Below are 18,158 nucleotides of genomic sequence, written 5' to 3' on the forward strand. Positions count from 1 at the left end.
CGTACTGGTTTAAAGTTAATCCACTATATTATTGGGTTTCAGACGACCTCCCCTCCCATCCAACCAAAGGAAATCAGCATGAAAAAATTCATCTTCCTCACCACCGCCCTCCTGTTCCTCAACGCCTGCGCCTCCCAATCCGGACAAGGCAGTTCTGCTCAAGTCTATGGCGAAATCAAAGGCGGCGTAGAAAGCAGCCACGTCCACTAAGCGGGCGGAACGGCGGGCATTGCCCACGCAGAAGATGCCGCCCCATTCCCCTAAAATCCGCATGACGAACATCGTTCCATAAAATCAAAAGGTCGTCTGAAACTTGGTTTACCCGGTTTTCAGACGACCTTTTCTATTGGACTGAAGACAAATGTTTGGACGGCAGTCATTCCCGCGCCAAACAGGAAAAGGACAAGGCTGACGGTGCGACAATGTCGTCTGAAACGGTTTGCGGACAGCACCCAGTTTCTATTCAAATTTTGTCGTTGCTACGGCTTTCAGCCCTTAATCCTGCCTGTCAGTACGGTTTCTCCCAATCAGCGGATAATCCCGCGCGTAGATTGGGCGAAGAAGTCTTTAAACACCGCCAACTCGGCTTGCGTTTCGGCGCGACGGAGGATGTCGGCTTTAGCTTCTTCAAACGGGATGCCGCGGTGGTAGATGGTTTTATACACATCTTTGACGGCGGCGATCTGCTCGGCGGTGAAGCCGTTGCGGCGCATGCCTTCGCTGTTGATGCCTGCGGGTTCGGCGCGGTAGCCTGCCGCCATAAAGTAAGGCGGTACGTCTTTGTGTACGCCTGCGGCGAAGGCGGTCATGGCGTAGTCACCGATTTGGCAGAACTGGAACACCAGCGTGTAGCCGCCCAAGACGACGTAGTCGCCGATGGTAACGTGTCCGGCGAGGGAGGCGTTGTTGGCGAAGATGGTGTGGTTGCCGATGACGCAGTCGTGCGCGAGGTGGCAGTACGCCATAATCCAGTTGTCGTCGCCGACGCGGGTTTCGCCGATCCCGGTTACCGTACCGAGGTTGAAGGTAGTGAATTCGCGGATGGTGTTGCCGTTGCCGATAATCAGCTTGGTCGGCTCGTCGCGGTATTTTTTGTCCTGCGGGATTTCGCCGAGGCTGGCAAATTGGAAAATGCGGTTGTTTTCGCCGATGGTGGTGTGGCCGTTGATGACGGTATGCGGTCCGATTTCGGTGTTCGCACCGATTTGGACGTTGGGACCGATGATGGTATACGCGCCGACTTTGACGCTTGAGTCGAGTTCGGCTTTGGGGTCAATGACGGCGGTCGGGTGGATGAGGGTCATGTTTTTCCTTTCCTGTCGTGTTGCCGCGAAGATGCGCGACGGCAACAGGTCGTCTGAAACTTTCAGACGACCTTTTTCTGAACACTCAAACCACGCGTTTGGCACACATGATGATGGCTTCGACGGCGACTTGTCCGTCCACTTTGGCGACGGCGCTGAATTTGCCGATGCCGCGTTTGTTGGTCAGCAGCTCGACTTCGAAAACAAGCTGGTCGCCGGGGATGACTTGGCGTTTGAAACGGGCTTCGTCTATGCCGGCGAAGAAGAAGAATTCGTTTTCTTTGCGGCCGCCTTCGCTGAGGATGGCGAGTGTGCCGCAGGCTTGCGCCATGGCTTCGATGATGAGTACGCCGGGCATGACGGGCAGGTCGGGGAAATGGCCTTGGAACTGCGGCTCGTTCATGGTGACGTTTTTAATCGCGGTCAGGGTTTTCATGGACTCGAAGGCGGTGATGCGGTCGAGTTGCAAAAACGGGTAGCGGTGGGGAATGAGTTTTTGGATGTCTTTGGCTTCGATAGGGAGTTGTACGTCCATGTTCGTCGTATTCCTTGGTATTTCGGGGTTGGCTGGGCGGTTTCATCGCGGGCAGGCTTTAAAACGGCAGGCTTTGCCGCTTTGTCGGGATTTAAAGCGCATCCGCCATGTAAACCGATTGTGGGATTATTCGTCTTTTTCGCTGTCGCTCAGACGGTTTTCCAATGTTTTGAGGCGTTTGTTCATTTCGCTTAAGCGGTGGATGTAAACGGCGTTGCGCGCCCATTCTTTATGGGTGGACATCGGGAAGATGCCGGCGAGGTGTTTGCCGCTTTCGGTAATGCTGTGGGTCACGGACGTGCCGCCGCCGATGGTGGTTTTGTCGGCAATTTCGATGTGTCCTACCGTACCGACGCCGCCGCCGATGATGCAGTAGCTGCCGATGGTAACGCTGCCTGAGATGCCGGTTTTGGCGGCGATGACGGTGTGCGAACCGATTTTGCAGTTGTGTCCGATTTGGACTTGGTTGTCGATTTTGGTGCCGTTGCCGACGGTGGTGTCGCTCATCGCGCCGCGGTCGATGTTGGTGTTCGAACCGATTTCTACGTCGTCACCCAGCGTTACCGCGCCGGTTTGCGGGATTTTAAACCATGAATCGCCGGCGAAGGCGAGTCCGAATCCGTCCGCGCCGATGACTGCGCCGCTGTGGATTTCGACGCGGTTGCCCAGTGTGCAGCCGTAATAAACGACGGCGTTGGGATGCAGGACGACTTCGTCTCCCAGTTTGCAGTCGTGTTGGACAACGGCGTTTGCCAAGATGCGGCAGCCTTCGCCGAGTACGGTGTTCGCGCCGATGTAGGCGTTTGCACCGATTTCGCAGCTGGCGGGAACGGTCGCGCCCTCTTCGACGACGGCGGTCGGATGGATGCCGCCGCGCGCTTTGACAATGGGTGAAAACAGGCGGGCGACTTTGGCGAAATAGAGATAGGGATCGTCGGCGACAATCAGGTTGCGCCCTTCAAATTCGTCCACTGCTTTGGCAGAAACGATAACCGCACCCGCGCTGCTGTCGTGGACTTCGGCTTTGTATTTCGGATTGGCGAGGAAGCTGATGTGTTCCGCCTGCGCGTCTGCGAGCGGGCGCACGGCGGCGACGGAAATGTCCTTGCCGCGCCATTCGCCGCCAAGCTGCGCTGTGATTTGGGACAGGGTGTAGGTTTTTGAAGTCATGATGTTTCGTAAGCTTTGGGATGAGGTCGTCTGAAAGGGACGGCGGGAGCAGTCGGACAGAACGGTTTGCCTAAAACGTATGCCGGCAGGAGTGATAAGACAGGTAATTATATCGTTTATTGGATTTTCAGACGACCCTTCGCTTGAAAGAGGTCGTCTGAAAACAGGTTTGCTGTATCTCGTTCAGCCTTCCGATTAACGCGTATTCAGGGCTTTAATCACGCTGTCGGTAATGTCGTAACGCGCGTTGACGTAAATCACGTCCTGCAAAATGACATCGTAGCCTTCGCGTTTGGCAAGATCGACGATAATGCGGTTGGCGTTTTGCTGGAGGGCGGCAAATTCTTCGTTGCGGCGCAGGTTGTAGTCTTCTGCCAGCTCCGCCTGTTTCTTGCGGAACTGCTGAACCAGCTCGCCCCAGCGTTTTGCCGCAGCTTCACGCTCTTTGCCCTGCAATTTGCCTTCGGACAGGGATTTTTCGAGCTTCTCACCTTCTTGCTGCAATTTCTGCAAAGCGTCCTGACGGCTGCGGAATTCCTTTTCCAAGGTCGTCTGAATGCGTTGCGCCTGCTTGGACTCAAGATAAACGCGCTCGGTATTGATAAAGCCGATTTTCTGTACGGCTTCCGCCGCCGCAGCTTGGTTCATCAACCCGAAGCCCAATAAAGCCGCGCCGCCGAGGCGGAAGGCGTTGGCAATGATGTTCATCTGGATTTCCTTGATTTTGTATCCCGCCAATCAGCGGGATGACGGTTTGTTTTTAAAAAGAGGCAGAACGCCCCGCCCCTTTTCCTTCAGGTCGTCTGAAAATGTTTATCTGCATAGGGATTTCGATTTTCAGACGACCTTGTTCTGCCTACGTCAGAATGTGGTACCCAATTGGAACTGGAAGCGTTGGATTTCGTCGCTGTCTTTTTTCTTCAGCGGGTAGGCGTAGCTGAACTTCATCGGACCCAGCGGCGAGAGCCAAGTTACTGCCGCACCGGCGGAGTAGCGCAACTCTTCCTTGAAGGTCGATTTGTGGGTCTTGCCTAAGCCGTATGGGTTTTGAGCGGCATTGTTGGTGTAGTAGGTATTGCTACTGCTGTCGTTATAAGTTTTGCCGTCCCATACGCTGCCCGCGTCGGCAAACAGGCTCAGGCGGACGGAGCGGGAATCTTTGATGCCCGGCATCGGGAACAGCAACTCGGCGGAAACGTTGGCTTTTTTGTTGCCGCCGTAGCTGATTTTCTCGCCGTATTCGTCATAAACTTTCGGACCCAGCGTGCCGCTCTCGTAACCGCGTACGGAGCCTAAGCCGCCGCCGTAGAAGTTTTCAAAGAACGGCATGGTTTTGGTTTTGCCGTAACCGTTGCCGACGCCGACTTCGCCGCCGAGCATCAGGGTGAAGTCTTTGGTCAGCGGGAAGAACCAGGTTTGGTTGTGGGTCAGTGTGTAGTATTGCAGGTCGCTGCCCGGCAGGGCGATTTCGCCGTTGATGCCGGTCATGTAACCGCGGGTCGGCCACAAGGCGCTGTCGGTTTTATTGCGTCCCCAGCCGATCGTACCTTTGTACAGCCAGCCTTTGAAGCTGCCCACGCCGTCCGTGCCTTTACCATATTGGTTGATAAAGTCGGCATAACGTTTAGGCGCGCCTTTGTAGGTATTCACGGTCAGGTGTTCCGCCGCCAGACCCAAATTGACGCGGTCGTATTCGGTAACGGGGATGCCCATGCGCACGCCCGCGCCTGCGGTGGTGGTTTTATATTGTTTCGCGCTGGAAGAGGCTTTACGCGGGTCGTAAGACTTGCCGTAAATATCGTAACCGAGGCTTACGCCGTCGGGTGTGAAATACGGATCGGTAAACGACAGCGAGCCGTTCAGCGTGGTTTTACTGCGTGAGGCGCGCAGGGAAACGGATTTACCCGTACCGAACAGGTTGTCTTGGGAAACGCCTACGGACATGACCAAGCCGGTATCCTGAACCCAGCCCGCACTCATATCCAGCGAACCGGTAGAACGCTCGTTCACGCTCATGTTCAAATCGACTTGGTCGGGCGTATTGGCAACCGGTACAGCATCGAATTGTACGTTGTCGAAGTAGCCCAGCAGCTCGACACGCTCTTTGGAACGTTGCAGCTTGGAAGTGTCGTAAGGCGCGGATTCCATCTGACGCAATTCGCGGCGCACGACTTCGTCACGGGTTTTGTTGTTGCCGGTGATGTTGATTTCGTTCACATAAATTTTGCGGCCGGGTTCGACATTCAGGACGAAATCGACAGTTTGAGTCTCGGCATTAGGCACTGGCTGAACGTTGACTTCGCTGAACGCGTAGCCTGCCGTACCCATGCGGTTTTGGATGGCTTCGAGCGATTTGACCATTTGGGCGCGTTCGTACCATTTGCCCTTTTTCATGGTCAGCAGTTTTTGCAGCTCTTCTTTCGGCACTTCGCGGGTGTCGCCTTCTATGCGAACGTCGCCCCAACGGAAGCGTTCGCCCTCGTCAACCGTGATTTTAATGGTTTGCTTGGTTTTGTCTTCGTTGGTCTGGATGTCGGTATCCAGAATGCGGAAATTGAAGTAGCCGTTGTTTTGGTAGAACTCGCTGACGCGCTCCATGTCTTGCGAGAATTTCTGCTCGTTAAACTGGTTGCTCTTGGTCAGCCAAGTCCACATGCCGCCTTCGCTCAAAGACATTTGTTTCATGAGCTTGCGGTCGGAATAGACTTTGTTGCCTTCAAATTCGATGTCGGTAATCTTGGTGGTTTTACCCTCATCGATGGCGATGTCGATGGAAACGCGGTTACGCGCGAGTTTGGTGACGGTCGGCGTGATTTGGACCGACTGCTTGCCGCGGCTTTTGTATTCTTCCTTCAGGCTGGCGACAGACTGGCTCAGCGTGGCCGGATTGAAGTATTGGGATTGCGCCAAACCGAAGGATTCAAGGTTTTTCTTAATCACATCGTTTTGCAGCATTTTCGCGCCGGTGATGTTCAGCGTGCTGATGGTCGGGCGTTCGATAACGGTCAGCAAGACCTGATTGCCCATAGTCTCTACGCGGACATCGTCAAAAAAACCGGTCGCATACAGACTTTTGATGATTTCTTCGCTGCGTGCGTCGCTGAATTGGTCGCCGACTTTGACGGGCAGGTAGTTGAAGACCGTACTCGGTTCGGTGCGCTGCAAACCTTCGACGCGGATGTCTTGAATGGTGAAGTCGGCAAACGCCAAAGGCGACATGCCCAATACCATCAAAGCAGAAGCAATCTGTTTCAATTTCATAAAATTATCCAAACAAACGGTTGATGTCATTAAAGAAAGCCAGTGCCATCATGAACAGCATGGCAGCCAGTCCGAGGCGCAGGCCGATTGCCTGTATGCGCTCGCTCAAGGGCTTTCCGCGTATCCATTCGGCAGTGTAGAACACCAAATGCCCGCCGTCCAATACGGGGATGGGCAACAAGTTCAACACGCCTAAACTAATGCTGACCAACGCGAGGAATTCCAAATAGCTTTGAAATCCCAGCTGTGCCGTTTTTCCGGCGACGTCGGCAATGGTCAGCGGGCCTGAAATATGGCTCAGGGAGGCATTGCCTGTAATCAGTTTTCCGAAGAATTTTACCGTCATCCAAGCGTTGTTGACGGTTTTGTCCCAGCCCATCGCAAATGCTTCTGCGACAGACGGCTTATATTCGCGCTTGATTTCTTTTGCCCACGCTTCGTCGCCCTGAGGACCGAAGCCCACCCTGCCGACCAGCGTTCTGTCGGGTTGCTGGATACTGTCGGGGCGGATGGTCGTCTGAAAAGTTTGACCATTGCGCTCGTAGCTCAATTCGATTTTCTTGCCCGGACTTTGGCTTACGATTTCCACCCATTGCTGCCAAGACTCGATGTCTTGTCCGTCGGCGCTGATCAGCTTGTCGCCTTTTTTCAAACCGGCTTTTTCAGCCGGGCTGTTTTCTGTCACTTCGCCGACACGGGTGGTGATTTTAAAAGGCGACAACCCGATATAGCCTTGGTTTTTCGCAATTTTACCTGCTTCGGGCGTACCGGCGGCATCGATAATCCGCATGGTTTTTTGCCCCAAGCTCGTCTGAACGGCAACATTTACCTTGCCTGACTCGATGTTCAACACGATTTCTTGCTGGGCTTTTTCCCACTCGCCGACGTTAACGCCGTTAACCGAAATAATTTTGTCTCCGGGCTGAAAACCTGCTTTTGAGGCGATGGTATTTTGCTCGACCATGCCGACATAAGGGCGGATTTCGGTAACGCCGAAGGAAAAACTCAAGCCGTAAAGCAGAACTGCCAGCGCGAGATTAGTCAGCGGACCTGCGGCAACGATGGCGATACGTTTGGCGGGATGCTGTTTGTCGAAAGCGTAAGGCAGGTTGGACGGCGCCACCTCGCCCTCGCGCGTATCAACCATTTTGACGTAACCGCCCAATGGGATGGGCGCCAAACACCATTCGGTATCGCCGCGCTTTCTGCTGAAAAATGGTTTGCCGAAGCCGACGGAAAAGCGGACGACTTTGACGCCGCACAATCTGGCGACGATGTAGTGTCCGAACTCGTGCAGGCTGACCAAAATCAGGATGGCGAAAATAAAAGCTAGAAGGGTTTGCAAAAGAATCTCTCTGGTTGGGTATGGGTTGACGTTGTCGATGTTTCAGACGACGTATCAAGGCAGAGGGGTCGTCTGAAAAGCATTCGCAATGTGTAGAAAATATTATTGGCGTTATTTTGCCGATTATAAAGTCAGTCTGCCGTTTTGTCCGCCACACATGACGGGTGGGCGGGTTTTCAGACGACCTGTCATTTTTTATCGTTGCGGCACGGTTTATCCCAATGCGGCGATAAATTCCTGCGCCTGCCTGCGGGTAACAGCGTCTTGCGCCAGCAGGTTTTCGATGTTGCCGAGGTCGTCTGAAAAGTCTTGTGCGAGACAATGGGCGACGGTTTTGGCAATGTCGGTAAACTTAATCTGCCCGTCTAAGAAGGCGGCGACGGCGGCTTCGTTGGCGGCGTTCAATACGCAGGGTGCGGCTCCGCCCGCGTTCATGGCTTCATAGGCGAGCTTCAGGCAGGGGAAGCGGTCAAAGTCGGGCTTTTGGAAGGTCAACGCAGACAATGCGTCGAAATCCAGGTTGCCGACACCCGAATCAATACGTTCCGGCAAGCCCAAACAATAAGCGATGGGCGTACGCATATCGGGATTGCCCAGTTGCGCCAGCACGGAGCCGTCGCGGTAGCGCACCATGCTGTGTATCACGGACTGCGGATGGATGACGACTTCGAGTTTATCAGGCGGACAGTTGAACAGCCAATGCGCTTCAATCAGCTCCAAACCTTTGTTCATCATGGTGGCGGAATCGACGGAGATTTTGCGCCCCATGCTCCAATTGGGGTGTTTGACCGCTTGGGCAGGCGTAATGCTGTCGAATGTGCCTAAATCGGTCGTCAGAAACGGGCCGCCGGAAGCAGTCAGGATAATCGAACGGATGCCGTGTTCGTTCAGACGACCTGTGTAATCACGCGGCAAAACTTGGAAAATGGCGTTGTGTTCGCTGTCGATGGGCAACACTGCCGCGCCGTTTGCGCGGGCGGTTTCCATAAACAACGCGCCGGAAACCACCAGCGTCTCTTTGTTCGCCAGATAAATGGTTTTGCCTTTTTGCGCTGCCGCCAGCGCAGAAGGCAGGCCCGCCGCACCGACGATGGCGCACATGACACCGCTGACTTCATCGGCAGATGCCACATCAACCAATGCCTGCGCGCCATGTAAAACCTGCGTCGCCGTGCCGTCGCGTTTCAACAGGGCTTCAAGCCGGGCGGCGTGTTCGGCATCGGCAACGACGGCATATTCGGGTCGGAACGTCCGGCATTGAACCGCCAGTTTCTCAACCTGCTTATGCCCCGCCAGCGCGAATACGCGGAATTTTTCGGGATGGCGCGAAACAACGTCCAGCGTGCTTTCGCCTATGCTGCCGGTACTGCCTAATATGGTCAGGACTTGTGGTGTCATGGTGTGTTCTTTATGTACTGCTTTCGGATTTCAGACGACCTTTGGGCTTGAGGTCGGAAAGGTCGTCTGAAAACACTTATTCGATATTGTGTTTGATGTGTTCCAACGATTTTTATAGTGGATTAACTTTAAACCAGTACGGCGTTACCTCTCCTTAGCTCAAAGAGAACGATTCTCTAAGGTGCTGAAGCACCAAGTGAATCGGTTCCGTACTATCTGTACTGTCTACGGTTTCGTCGCCTTGTCCTGATTTATGTTAATTCCACTATAACCGCTTCAGAACAAGCTTTCAAAGGCGGCATAGACGCTGATGACGGCAATCAGGCTGTCCACGCGGTCAAACACGCCGCCGTGTCCGGGCAGCAGATTGCTGCTGTCTTTAATGCCCGCCGCGCGTTTGAGCCAGCTTTCCAACAGGTCGCCGCATACGCTGACAACGGTCAACACCAAACCGATTAACACGGTATTGAACCAGCCTGCGTCAAACGTGAGCCACCCAGCCCACCACACCACAGTCATGTACACTGCCACGCAAATCGCGCCGCCGATTGCGCCTTCCCAGCTCTTGCCGGGGCTGACGGTCGGTGCGATTTTGTGTTTGCCGAACGCTTTGCCGCTGAAATACGCGCAAACATCGGCAACCCACACCAAACCCATCACGGCAAGCAGCGACAAGGCGTAATCGGGATGCGGACGCAGGGACATGAGTGCGAACCAAAACGGCATGACCAAAAGCCAGCCGACGGTATAAGCCTGCCAGCCGCCGTTCAATTTCCATTTGAATTTCAGCCACAAAGGCATGACGACCAGCCAAAACGCCAAAACGGCGTACCAGACGATATCCGGCAGCGTCCAACCGCCTGCATAGGCGATGACGCCGAACACCAGCGTCGCGGCGAGATAATGATTGGTTTTCAGTTTTTCCAATCCGCTCATGCGGGCGTATTCCCACAGCGTAACCAGGGAAATCAACCCGCAAAATGCCGCCCACAGCCATTGCGGCGCGTAAAACAGCATACCGAGCATCAACGGCAGCATCCACAGCGCCGTGATAATCCGTTGTTTCAACATTTTTAACCCCTTTGCTGCTCTACCGGCAGCTGTTCCGAAGTGCGGCCGAAGCGCCGTTCGCGTTTTTGGAACGAGGCGACAGCATCATCCAAGGCTTTGCTGTCAAAATCGGGCCACAGGGTATCGGTAAAATAAAGTTCGGCATACGCCATCTGCCAAAGCAGGAAATTGCTGATGCGTGTTTCGCCGCCGGTGCGGATGAACAAATCCGGTTCCGGCGCATCTCCCAGCATCAAGTGTTTCGCCAGCGCGTCTTCCGTAATTTCGGATACGCCTTCGGCAATCAGTTTGTTTGCCGCCTGCAAAATATCCCAGCGGCCGCCGTAATCCGCGGCGATGCTCAGGGTCAGACCGGTATTGTTCGCCGTCAACGCTTCCGCCTCTTCGATGCCTTGCAGAATCTGCCGGTTGAAGCGTTCGCGGCTGCCCAACACCTTCAGGCGCATATTGTTTTCGTGCAGACGGCGCACCTGCTTTTGCAAAGCCTGCAAAAACAGCCCCATCAGGAACGATACTTCGTCTTCGGGGCGGCGCCAGTTTTCAGTCGAAAAGGCAAACACGGTCAGATATTGCACACCCAGTTTGGCGCAATGCTTCACCATATTTTCCAACGCGTCCAAGCCGCGTTTGTGCCCCATCACGCGGGGAAGGAAACGCTTTTTCGCCCAACGGCCGTTGCCGTCCATAATCACGGCGATATGCTTCGGAACCGAAGTATGTTCCAAAATGGTCTGCGTGCTGCTCTTCATCTCTGCCTTTCGCAGCGCAGCGGTTCAAAGGTCGTCTGAAACGCCGCGGACAAGGGTTTAAATCGCCATCAAATCTTCTTCTTTGGCAGCCAGCGTTTTGTCGGCTTCGGCGATGTATTTGTCGGTCAGTTTTTGAACCGCTTCTTCGCCGCGACGTGCTTCGTCTTCGGAAATTTCTTTGTCTTTCAAGAGTTTTTTGATGTGATCGTTCGCATCGCGGCGCACGTTGCGGATGGACACGCGTCCTTCTTCCGCTTCGCTGCGTACGACTTTAATCAAATCTTTACGGCGCTCTTCGGTCAACATAGGCATAGGCACGCGGATCAAATCGCCGACGGCTGCCGGGTTCAGACCCAAGTTTGAATCGCGGATGGCTTTCTCGACTTTGGTCGCCATATTGCTTTCAAAAGGTTTTACGCCGATGGTGCGCGCGTCCAGAAGCGTCACGTTGGCAACTTGGCTGACCGGAACCATGCTGCCCCAGTATTCGACTTCCACTTGGTCCAACAGACCGGTATGCGCACGGCCGGTACGCACTTTCGCCAAATTCTCTTTCAGCACTTCTACCGAGCGCTGCATTTTGCTTTCCGCTGTTTTTTGAATATCGTTAATCATTTTCTGCTTTCAAATAAGATACTGAATTTAAAACCTCGCCCGGACGCATGACCATCCGAACGGCAATCAAGCTGTTAACTGCGCATAGTACCGTCATTCGGCAATTCCGACAAGGCAGGGGCGGTTTTGGGCCTTGTTTCTTAACTGATATTTAAATGCCGTTATAGATGAGTTTGAGGCGGAAAAGCATGGACGGCCTCGATACAGCCGAATTCATTTGCGTATAGACAAAAAGGTCGTCTGAAAACCTTGCCAACCGGTTTTCAGACGACCTTTATCCTATCCCACCTCCAACCTCTCTATGGCGAAAGGCAGGATGCAAAACAGAAAATACGCTCCTGTTACAATGAAATCACGAACCAAAGACCTCGGAGAAGCAGGTATATCAATAATGTGATGGTAATGTTGTTGTATCGCCATTTCATTTGGTTGATGGAAAAAACCAGCAATATGAGGAGAAAGAATGGTGTTATGTATGACCATACCAAGTCTGCTGACACCAATACAGCACAAATTAATCCCAAAGGGAAAAGAATCATCCAAGCAGGCAACGAGGCAATCGCCCATTTCGATTTTCTATTGCGCGTACGGACAAATTCCCCAACAGAAGAAAAGCTTGTCTGCTTCTGCGTAATCAAAGACAAAATACTTATACCGCCATAAGCTACGGCGCAAATATACAGCGCTTGTTGATAGTTGCTTACGAAGCTGATCAAAGCCAAAGGCAAAGGCGTAAGAAGTCCAAGTACGATAAAAGTCAATCGGGAAGAGCGCAGGTGCAGGCGTTCTGCCATAGCCGCGCGGGCGGCAACGCTGCATAAGACAACAGAAATAATGGAAGCAATAATTGGGGATACTGGGGACACATTGTCACGCAAACCCGGAATATCTTCCAAAGCGGTCAACATACTGGTGACGAACATGACCATGACGACAAACAGCAATAGGAGTTGTAATAGAGACCCTTCCCATTGATCGTTGCCGCGTTTGAACTGCAAAGCATTAACCAATATCATGCAGGCGAGTGCCCATGAGTTGAGCGGCATAGTCAACCATATGATGAAAACATCGCTGTCTTCATGGTTGAAATGAAACATCGTTAGGCCGATCAGTATCCAGCCGACAAGGAAAATAACCCAGCCGGTCAAAGGCGCGACAACAATCCTCGCCCAAGCCATCTGCCACGGAGACAAAGAAGACATACGCAACTGATCAAATGCATTGCTGGATACATCTTGGCGCAAACTGCGCTCAATCTGCAGATAAAGGGCGATATTTGAAATGAATGCGCCGAACGCACCGACGCTGGCAATATATTCCACCAGGTTTTCAGAATTGGCATTGGCAAAAACAAACAGGCTGTAGAGTATGATGATGCCTGCAATCATGCCCCAGCTCATGTTGAGCCACATCAGCCTTTGAAATTCGGCGTTAACCCGGATTTTGGGGATATTCAATTTATTGTCCATCGGCTTGCTCCTGTTGCTCTTGTTGCTCCTGCTCGTGGAGATTGAGGCTGTTTTGATAACTGTTTAGCAGCGACGCTTTAATGACGGCAGCTTCGCTCAAAGGCAGGTTTTGTTCAAACAGCTTACGCAACAAGGCTGCACGAGCTTCTTCTCCCGCATCCAATATGACAGTAACGGCATGATTGCTCCATTCTGCCTGCTTCACGCCTTCCGTATTGCGGACCCGCTCGAATATGGATTCATCCAAACCGACAAATTGCAGCGAAACAGTCTGATCTTCGTTAACATCATCATTAACAGATTGAAATGCCTGAACACGTCCGCCTTTGATAACCAGCATATGCGAACAATATTCGTCCAGCTCGGAAAGAATATGGCTCGACACCAAAATGCTCATGCCTTCATCTTTGAGCTTCAGCAGCAACAAAGACAATTCATGTCGTGCCTCAGGGTCAAGACCGCTGGCAGGTTCATCCAAAAGCAAGAACTTAGGACGATGGATGATGACTTGCCCGATACCGACACGCTGTTTCTGACCGCGGGAAAGGTCGCTGACTTTGGCATACAGTTTATGTTCCAAATTAAGCAGGCGAACGGTTTCCAGCAGCAAATCGGGAAGTCGCGCATCAGGAATACCGCGGGATTTGGCGGCATAAGTTAAGCACTGGATCACGCTCAAACCATCCGGCAAACCAAAAAAATCAGGCAGGTAGCCGAGTTTGGAAAAGCTGTTGCGCGGATTATCAAGAATAGGCAGACCGTCAAGCAAGACATCGCCGGATGTCGGGATTTCCAATCCTGCCATACAACGCATCAAAGTGGATTTGCCGGCACCATTAGGTCCGATTAATCCGGTAATACTGCCCTGCGGAAGTTCAACCGAGACATCGTACAATGCCTGCGTATTGCCGTAGTAAAAATCTAGATGTTGGACATTAATCATAATATTTATAAGATATGAAGGGGTTGGATGCAAAAATCGGGGGCGCTAACGCCGGCTGATAAACTTTTATCACACGGATGAAATGACAAAATGGCTTTTCAGACGACCTCAAACATTTCTTGGCATTTCATGATAAACATTCAGCCTCAGCCGCTCCGATCTTGAGCCTTCGTATTATCAACAAAAAACTGTTTGACATACAAAAAACTGCTTCTGCGGTCGCTTTAATAGAAAGACGGATAACTTTACCCTATATTAGTGAACTTAAAAAAGCGGCAAGGACATCTTCCAAGCCGCTTTTTTGTCATTGGCTTGTTACCTTCCAACCTATAAATGGCATATGGAACATCATCAAACATCTCAAAAGATACGTTTTCAGACGACCCCACAATGACTTAGGGCGGCAACAAACGAATAATGGACAAATCCTGTTACCATATTTTCGACAGTTTTTCTTTAACTTTAGTCTCCATTTCAGCACTCAAATGGCGACCCAATATTTTGCCGAAATCCTCTTCAGGCGTATAGTTCACCAGCTCAGGGGCTTTGACGACATCTCTAGCGACACTATATACGCTGCCGAAATCATCAATCAATCCCACTTCTTTAGCCTCCGAACCGGTATAGATACGGCCGCTGAAAACATCAGAATACTGCTGATCTTTCAAACGCTTTCCGCGTCCGAGTTTAACCGATTTAATAAATTCCTTATGGATATCGGTCAGCATTTTTTCCCAAATCTGAGTTTGTGCGGGCGTTTCAGGAGAAAACGGATCGCCCATACCCTTATTGCTGCCCGCGATTTTCAGACGACGTTTGATACCGATTTTATCCATCAGCCCCGTCGCATCAAACCCTCCGCCAATCACACCGATACTGCCGACCACGCTGGACGGGTCCGCATAAATCTTGTCAGCCGCCGCCGCAATGTAATAACAGCCCGATGCACACATATCTTCCGCCACCACATACACAGGAATGTCTTTATGCTCCGATTTCATACGGCGGATTTCATTAAACGCAATATTGGAAACCACAGGCGATCCGCCCGGACTATTGGCGCGGATGATAATCGCTTTAGCATTGGGGTTATTGTAAACCGCCTCCATACCGGTGCGCAGCATCTCAACCTGATCATCAAGTTCATTGCCGATTTCACCTTTCAAATCGATCACTGCCGTATGCTCCCCGCTGCTTTGCACTGCATCGGTATCGTCTCCAAACAGTGACGCAATAAACATGAGAAATAAAATCACACCGATAACACGCCAAATATTGCGCCAAATACGTGCGCTACGCTGCTCTTTATAAGAAGCCAGCAATACTTCGCGCAATACTTCGCGCTCCCAAAACGAGCCGGAATGAGATGAGGGATTATTCCCCTCACGAGAATAAGGTTCCTGCATGATCGGTACTTTCATTGTTCAAATTTTGACACTCGGAACCACAATTCAGGTAGCTCCAACATTTTAGAGGATGTCTCCTATCCAATAACCCCGCATTCTACCGTCCTAAAAGATAAAATTTCAATCATCAGCAAATATTTGAACAAAGTTTTCATTTTATAACGAAATTTTTGGTTTCCTCATTAGAGGGAATCCAAAGAAAACAGCGTCAAAAAATGATATGGGATATTATGTGCAGCGATAAAAGCTTGAAGGAAGATTTTATGATAACTATTTTGAGTAATCGGGCTATTCCTATCATAATGCTGTGTTGTTCGGCAGTGTGTCACAGCCAGTAGAGTTTATCTCCGGCAAAAATACCGATACCGTCGATATAAACATTAAAAGCGCAGACGCCTATTCCGGAAAACGCTTTTTTCAAAACATCCGTAGGAGTGTAGCAAGCGTAGATTGGGGCGGAAATCCAACATCTATCAAGGTCGTCTGAAAGTTTTCAGACGACCTCTTTGCCAATAGCAGTCGTCCTGTTCAATTGTTCATATGGTTTTGATACACCGCCATCACAAACCTGCCGACCACATTCTCTAGGTAAAGAATTGATTGTTTTATTCCCTAAAAGCGCAAGCAGACTATGAAAATGCAAAAAACGTCAGGAAAATGCAGAAACCAGCCCCAGATGATTTAAATAACTTACTTGTCTATTTAAAGGACTAAAATGACCAATCAAGTTAAATATAATCGCAATAAAGACCGCCAGGGATTGTTTAAAGAAGATTTTTTTAAAACCAGTTATTCTGAAAATCTACAACTGCTGCAAGAGTGGATAGAAGAAAGTAAGAGTGACTCAACTATTCCTTCAGACGCACTGCCTCAACAACTTTATCTAACAATGCTTACAGAATACACCGCAGGATTTCCGATAGAAGACATCAAGAAGCGTATGGAGCAGATAGTTTATTACTGTAAGCAATGCCTGGATATACACAGGCAATACGGGCAAAAGGAAGACATCATGTTTATTTGGGGGCCGGAGGAGTGGGCGGTAGAAGAGCAACCCAACATTATCGGACTTTGCCTATTGTTCGAACGGATGGATTGGCTGGAAACCATTAAAGACAGCCTCAATCCCTATAACGATGACGAAATGTATTACGATCCATCATTCAGGGCTTTGATAAATATGGCACTACCCACGAAATTTGATCCCAGCGCCAAATTTGCCAAAGGCGGACACAACTTCCGCAAACCCCTGCTGCAAGCCATCATGGCAGAAAGCAAGGAAGAATCCCTGAAATATCTCAACACCTACCTCTCCGGCTGGTACGAAGGCAACCGAAAAATCGGTAATCTCCTGATTGATACACATTTGAACCAAGATCCCGAATATGGGGGCTATATCGGCTACTGGAGCTTCGAATCCGCTGCCGTCGCCTATTTAAAAGACTTGGAAGACACCTCCCTGCGGCAGTATCTGTACTATCCTAAAGATATGGTGGATTGGGCACGGGAGCAGAAGCTTAAGCACGAGTAGGAGTAATACGGCAAGGGTGGATTGATATGAAGAAAATCGTTTTATTATCCTTTATTTATAGTAGTTTCGCTATGGCAGAACAAAATATTTTTCCTGTTCATGAAGTGCAAAATTTGTTGGGTTATGGGCAGCTAGAGTTTTTAAAGCCAAATAAAAAAAATATTTTTATGCGCTATACAATGAAAAATAAAGGAATAAAAACATATTCCTTACAAGATGGCTGTTATCAAAAAGATAAAGTAGATAATTGTGTATCTGAAATGGTTTATCTAGAATCTTCGCCTGATGGCAAGTATTCGATATTTATGCATATAGAAGGAGGCATGGTAGAGGATTTGGAAGAAAATTCTTCGCATTACCATGAAACTAATAATATTTTGATTTTAAATCATAAAAGCGGGTGTTTGGTTATGGCGCCTTCTAAATACTACGTTAATTGGAAAGGAAAACATACCTTAAGTGATGGGGATGGAGATAGAGATATTGATTTAAATAAATATTTTAGAGGAATACCTATATTTTATAGAAATAATAAATTGGATGCGGAAAATTATTATGGCGTAGATAATGTAAATAGTTGCCGTAAATTTCAATTGTAAAAATTACCTTCTTATTGGTGCTATCCAGCAAGCGTAGATTGAATTGAAAGTCTGTTATTGAGGTCGTCTGAAAAATTGAGGATTTTTATTTTCAGACGACCCTTCGTCAAGTGGATACAGATTCAAGAGATAAACCAATCCGTAGCGTAGGCTTCGCCCACGACCTTCTGCCCAAACATCCGAATCTAATTATTTATGTTCATTCGTGGGCAAAGCCCACGCTACGGGCGGCTGGCTCTCCCGTCTGGCGGGAAAGGTTGGCTCTACAGTTTGCACGAATTTAATTTTACCTAAAACCATAAAGCCACCCATCCTAACCTTCCCCCGCCTCGGACGGGGGAAGGAACGCAGCAAATCGTAGCGTGGGCTTCGCCCACGATCTTCCCGCCCGAACATCCGAATCAAATTATTTATGTTCATTCGTGGGTAGAACCCACGCTACGGGCGGCTGGCTCTCCCGTCTAGCAGGAGAGAGCAGCTCTACGGTTTGCACGAATTTGATTTTACCTAGAACCATAAAGCCACTCCCATCCTAACCTTCCCCCGCCGGACGGGGGAAGGGACAAGTTGCCGTTTCAGAAAATCGTAGCGTGGGCTTCGCCCGCGATCTTCCCGCCCAAACATCCGAATCCAATCATCTCTGTTCATTCGTGGGTAGAACTCACGCTACGGGCGGCTGGCTCTCCCGTCTGGCTGGAGAGAGCAGCCCTACGGTTTGCACGAATTTGATTTTACCTAAAACCATAAAGCCACCCCCATCCT

Annotated in this window: 17 protein-coding genes; 4 read left to right on the forward strand and 13 right to left on the reverse strand. The window is 50.5% G+C overall.

Annotation, left to right across the window (positions count from 1 at the left end; all coding sequences use genetic code 11):
* Window positions 1-78: 78 nt before the first annotated feature.
* A complete protein-coding gene (locus HMPREF3277_RS15705; protein WP_283127067.1) occupies window positions 79-210 on the forward strand; it encodes a hypothetical protein in 132 nt (43 codons plus the stop codon).
* Window positions 211-527: 317 nt separating this feature from the next.
* Here the strand turns inward: HMPREF3277_RS15705 and lpxA are convergent, their stop codons facing one another.
* The 7 genes from lpxA to ispC all read right to left on the reverse strand — a co-directional run bounded on the left by lpxA (window position 528) and on the right by ispC (window position 9,013).
* Complete coding sequence (gene lpxA, locus HMPREF3277_RS02900) at window positions 528-1,304, reverse strand: acyl-ACP--UDP-N-acetylglucosamine O-acyltransferase (RefSeq protein ID WP_003767866.1); 777 nt, start codon at window positions 1,302-1,304, stop codon at window positions 528-530.
* An 85-nt stretch (window positions 1,305-1,389) separates the two neighbouring features.
* A complete protein-coding gene (gene fabZ, locus HMPREF3277_RS02905; protein WP_003741990.1) occupies window positions 1,390-1,839 on the reverse strand; it encodes a 3-hydroxyacyl-ACP dehydratase FabZ in 450 nt (149 codons plus the stop codon).
* 126 nt (window positions 1,840-1,965) lie between these two features.
* On the reverse strand, window positions 1,966-3,009 hold the full coding sequence (gene lpxD / locus HMPREF3277_RS02910; RefSeq protein WP_070491283.1) for a UDP-3-O-(3-hydroxymyristoyl)glucosamine N-acyltransferase: 1,044 nt from the start codon (window positions 3,007-3,009) through the stop codon (window positions 1,966-1,968).
* Between the two features lie 195 nt (window positions 3,010-3,204).
* A complete protein-coding gene (locus HMPREF3277_RS02915; RefSeq protein WP_174263552.1) occupies window positions 3,205-3,657 on the reverse strand; it encodes an OmpH/Skp family outer membrane protein in 453 nt (150 codons plus the stop codon).
* Between the two features lie 213 nt (window positions 3,658-3,870).
* On the reverse strand, window positions 3,871-6,270 hold the full coding sequence (bamA, locus tag HMPREF3277_RS02920; protein WP_070491279.1) for an outer membrane protein assembly factor BamA: 2,400 nt from the start codon (window positions 6,268-6,270) through the stop codon (window positions 3,871-3,873).
* A 4-nt stretch (window positions 6,271-6,274) separates the two neighbouring features.
* The gene (gene rseP, locus HMPREF3277_RS02925; protein ID WP_070869992.1) at window positions 6,275-7,615 is read right to left on the reverse strand and encodes an RIP metalloprotease RseP; all 1,341 of its coding nucleotides are present in this window, start codon (window positions 7,613-7,615) and stop codon (window positions 6,275-6,277) included.
* A 213-nt stretch (window positions 7,616-7,828) separates the two neighbouring features.
* The gene (gene ispC / locus HMPREF3277_RS02930; RefSeq protein WP_070869993.1) at window positions 7,829-9,013 is read right to left on the reverse strand and encodes a 1-deoxy-D-xylulose-5-phosphate reductoisomerase; all 1,185 of its coding nucleotides are present in this window, start codon (window positions 9,011-9,013) and stop codon (window positions 7,829-7,831) included.
* Here ispC and HMPREF3277_RS14840 point away from each other — a divergent pair.
* Window positions 9,007-9,171, forward strand: a complete 165-nt coding sequence (locus HMPREF3277_RS14840; RefSeq protein ID WP_168168242.1) for a hypothetical protein — start codon at window positions 9,007-9,009, stop codon at window positions 9,169-9,171. The two genes, ispC and HMPREF3277_RS14840, sit on opposite strands and share 7 nt — an antisense overlap.
* Window positions 9,172-9,289: 118 nt before the next feature.
* Here the strand turns inward: HMPREF3277_RS14840 and HMPREF3277_RS02935 are convergent, their stop codons facing one another.
* From HMPREF3277_RS02935 to HMPREF3277_RS02960, 6 genes are all read right to left on the reverse strand, one after another.
* Window positions 9,290-10,084, reverse strand: coding sequence for a phosphatidate cytidylyltransferase (locus HMPREF3277_RS02935; RefSeq protein ID WP_049223803.1), 795 nt, complete (start codon window positions 10,082-10,084; stop codon window positions 9,290-9,292).
* A gap of 2 nt (window positions 10,085-10,086) precedes the next feature.
* Window positions 10,087-10,833 carry an isoprenyl transferase gene (locus tag HMPREF3277_RS02940; protein ID WP_003758925.1) on the reverse strand — a complete coding sequence of 249 codons (747 nt, stop codon included), beginning with the start codon at window positions 10,831-10,833 and terminating at the stop codon, window positions 10,087-10,089.
* Window positions 10,834-10,890: 57 nt separating this feature from the next.
* Window positions 10,891-11,448 carry a ribosome recycling factor gene (gene frr, locus HMPREF3277_RS02945; protein WP_070869994.1) on the reverse strand — a complete coding sequence of 186 codons (558 nt, stop codon included), beginning with the start codon at window positions 11,446-11,448 and terminating at the stop codon, window positions 10,891-10,893.
* Window positions 11,449-11,789: 341 nt separating this feature from the next.
* Entirely contained in the window at window positions 11,790-12,917 is a 1,128-nt protein-coding gene (locus HMPREF3277_RS02950; RefSeq protein WP_070869995.1) for a beta-carotene 15,15'-monooxygenase, read from the reverse strand.
* Window positions 12,907-13,860 (reverse strand): ABC transporter ATP-binding protein, encoded by a 954-nt coding sequence (locus HMPREF3277_RS02955; RefSeq protein WP_070869996.1) that lies wholly within the window; start codon window positions 13,858-13,860, stop codon window positions 12,907-12,909. Before HMPREF3277_RS02955 ends, HMPREF3277_RS02950 begins: the two co-directional genes overlap by 11 nt.
* A gap of 431 nt (window positions 13,861-14,291) precedes the next feature.
* Window positions 14,292-15,266: a S49 family peptidase gene (locus HMPREF3277_RS02960; protein WP_039863262.1), complete on the reverse strand. Its 975-nt coding sequence runs from the start codon at window positions 15,264-15,266 to the stop codon at window positions 14,292-14,294.
* Window positions 15,267-15,981: 715 nt separating this feature from the next.
* Between HMPREF3277_RS02960 and HMPREF3277_RS02965 the strand changes: the two genes are divergently transcribed.
* Both HMPREF3277_RS02965 and HMPREF3277_RS02970 read left to right on the forward strand, forming a co-directional pair.
* Window positions 15,982-16,797, forward strand: a complete 816-nt coding sequence (locus HMPREF3277_RS02965; protein WP_070869997.1) for a PoNe immunity protein domain-containing protein — start codon at window positions 15,982-15,984, stop codon at window positions 16,795-16,797.
* A 26-nt stretch (window positions 16,798-16,823) separates the two neighbouring features.
* Window positions 16,824-17,396 (forward strand): hypothetical protein, encoded by a 573-nt coding sequence (locus tag HMPREF3277_RS02970; RefSeq protein ID WP_070869998.1) that lies wholly within the window; start codon window positions 16,824-16,826, stop codon window positions 17,394-17,396.
* The last annotated feature ends 762 nt before the right edge of the window (window positions 17,397-18,158 follow it).

The organism is Neisseria sp. HMSC70E02, assembly GCF_001838645.1.
Lineage (GTDB): Bacteria > Pseudomonadota > Gammaproteobacteria > Burkholderiales > Neisseriaceae > Neisseria > Neisseria macacae.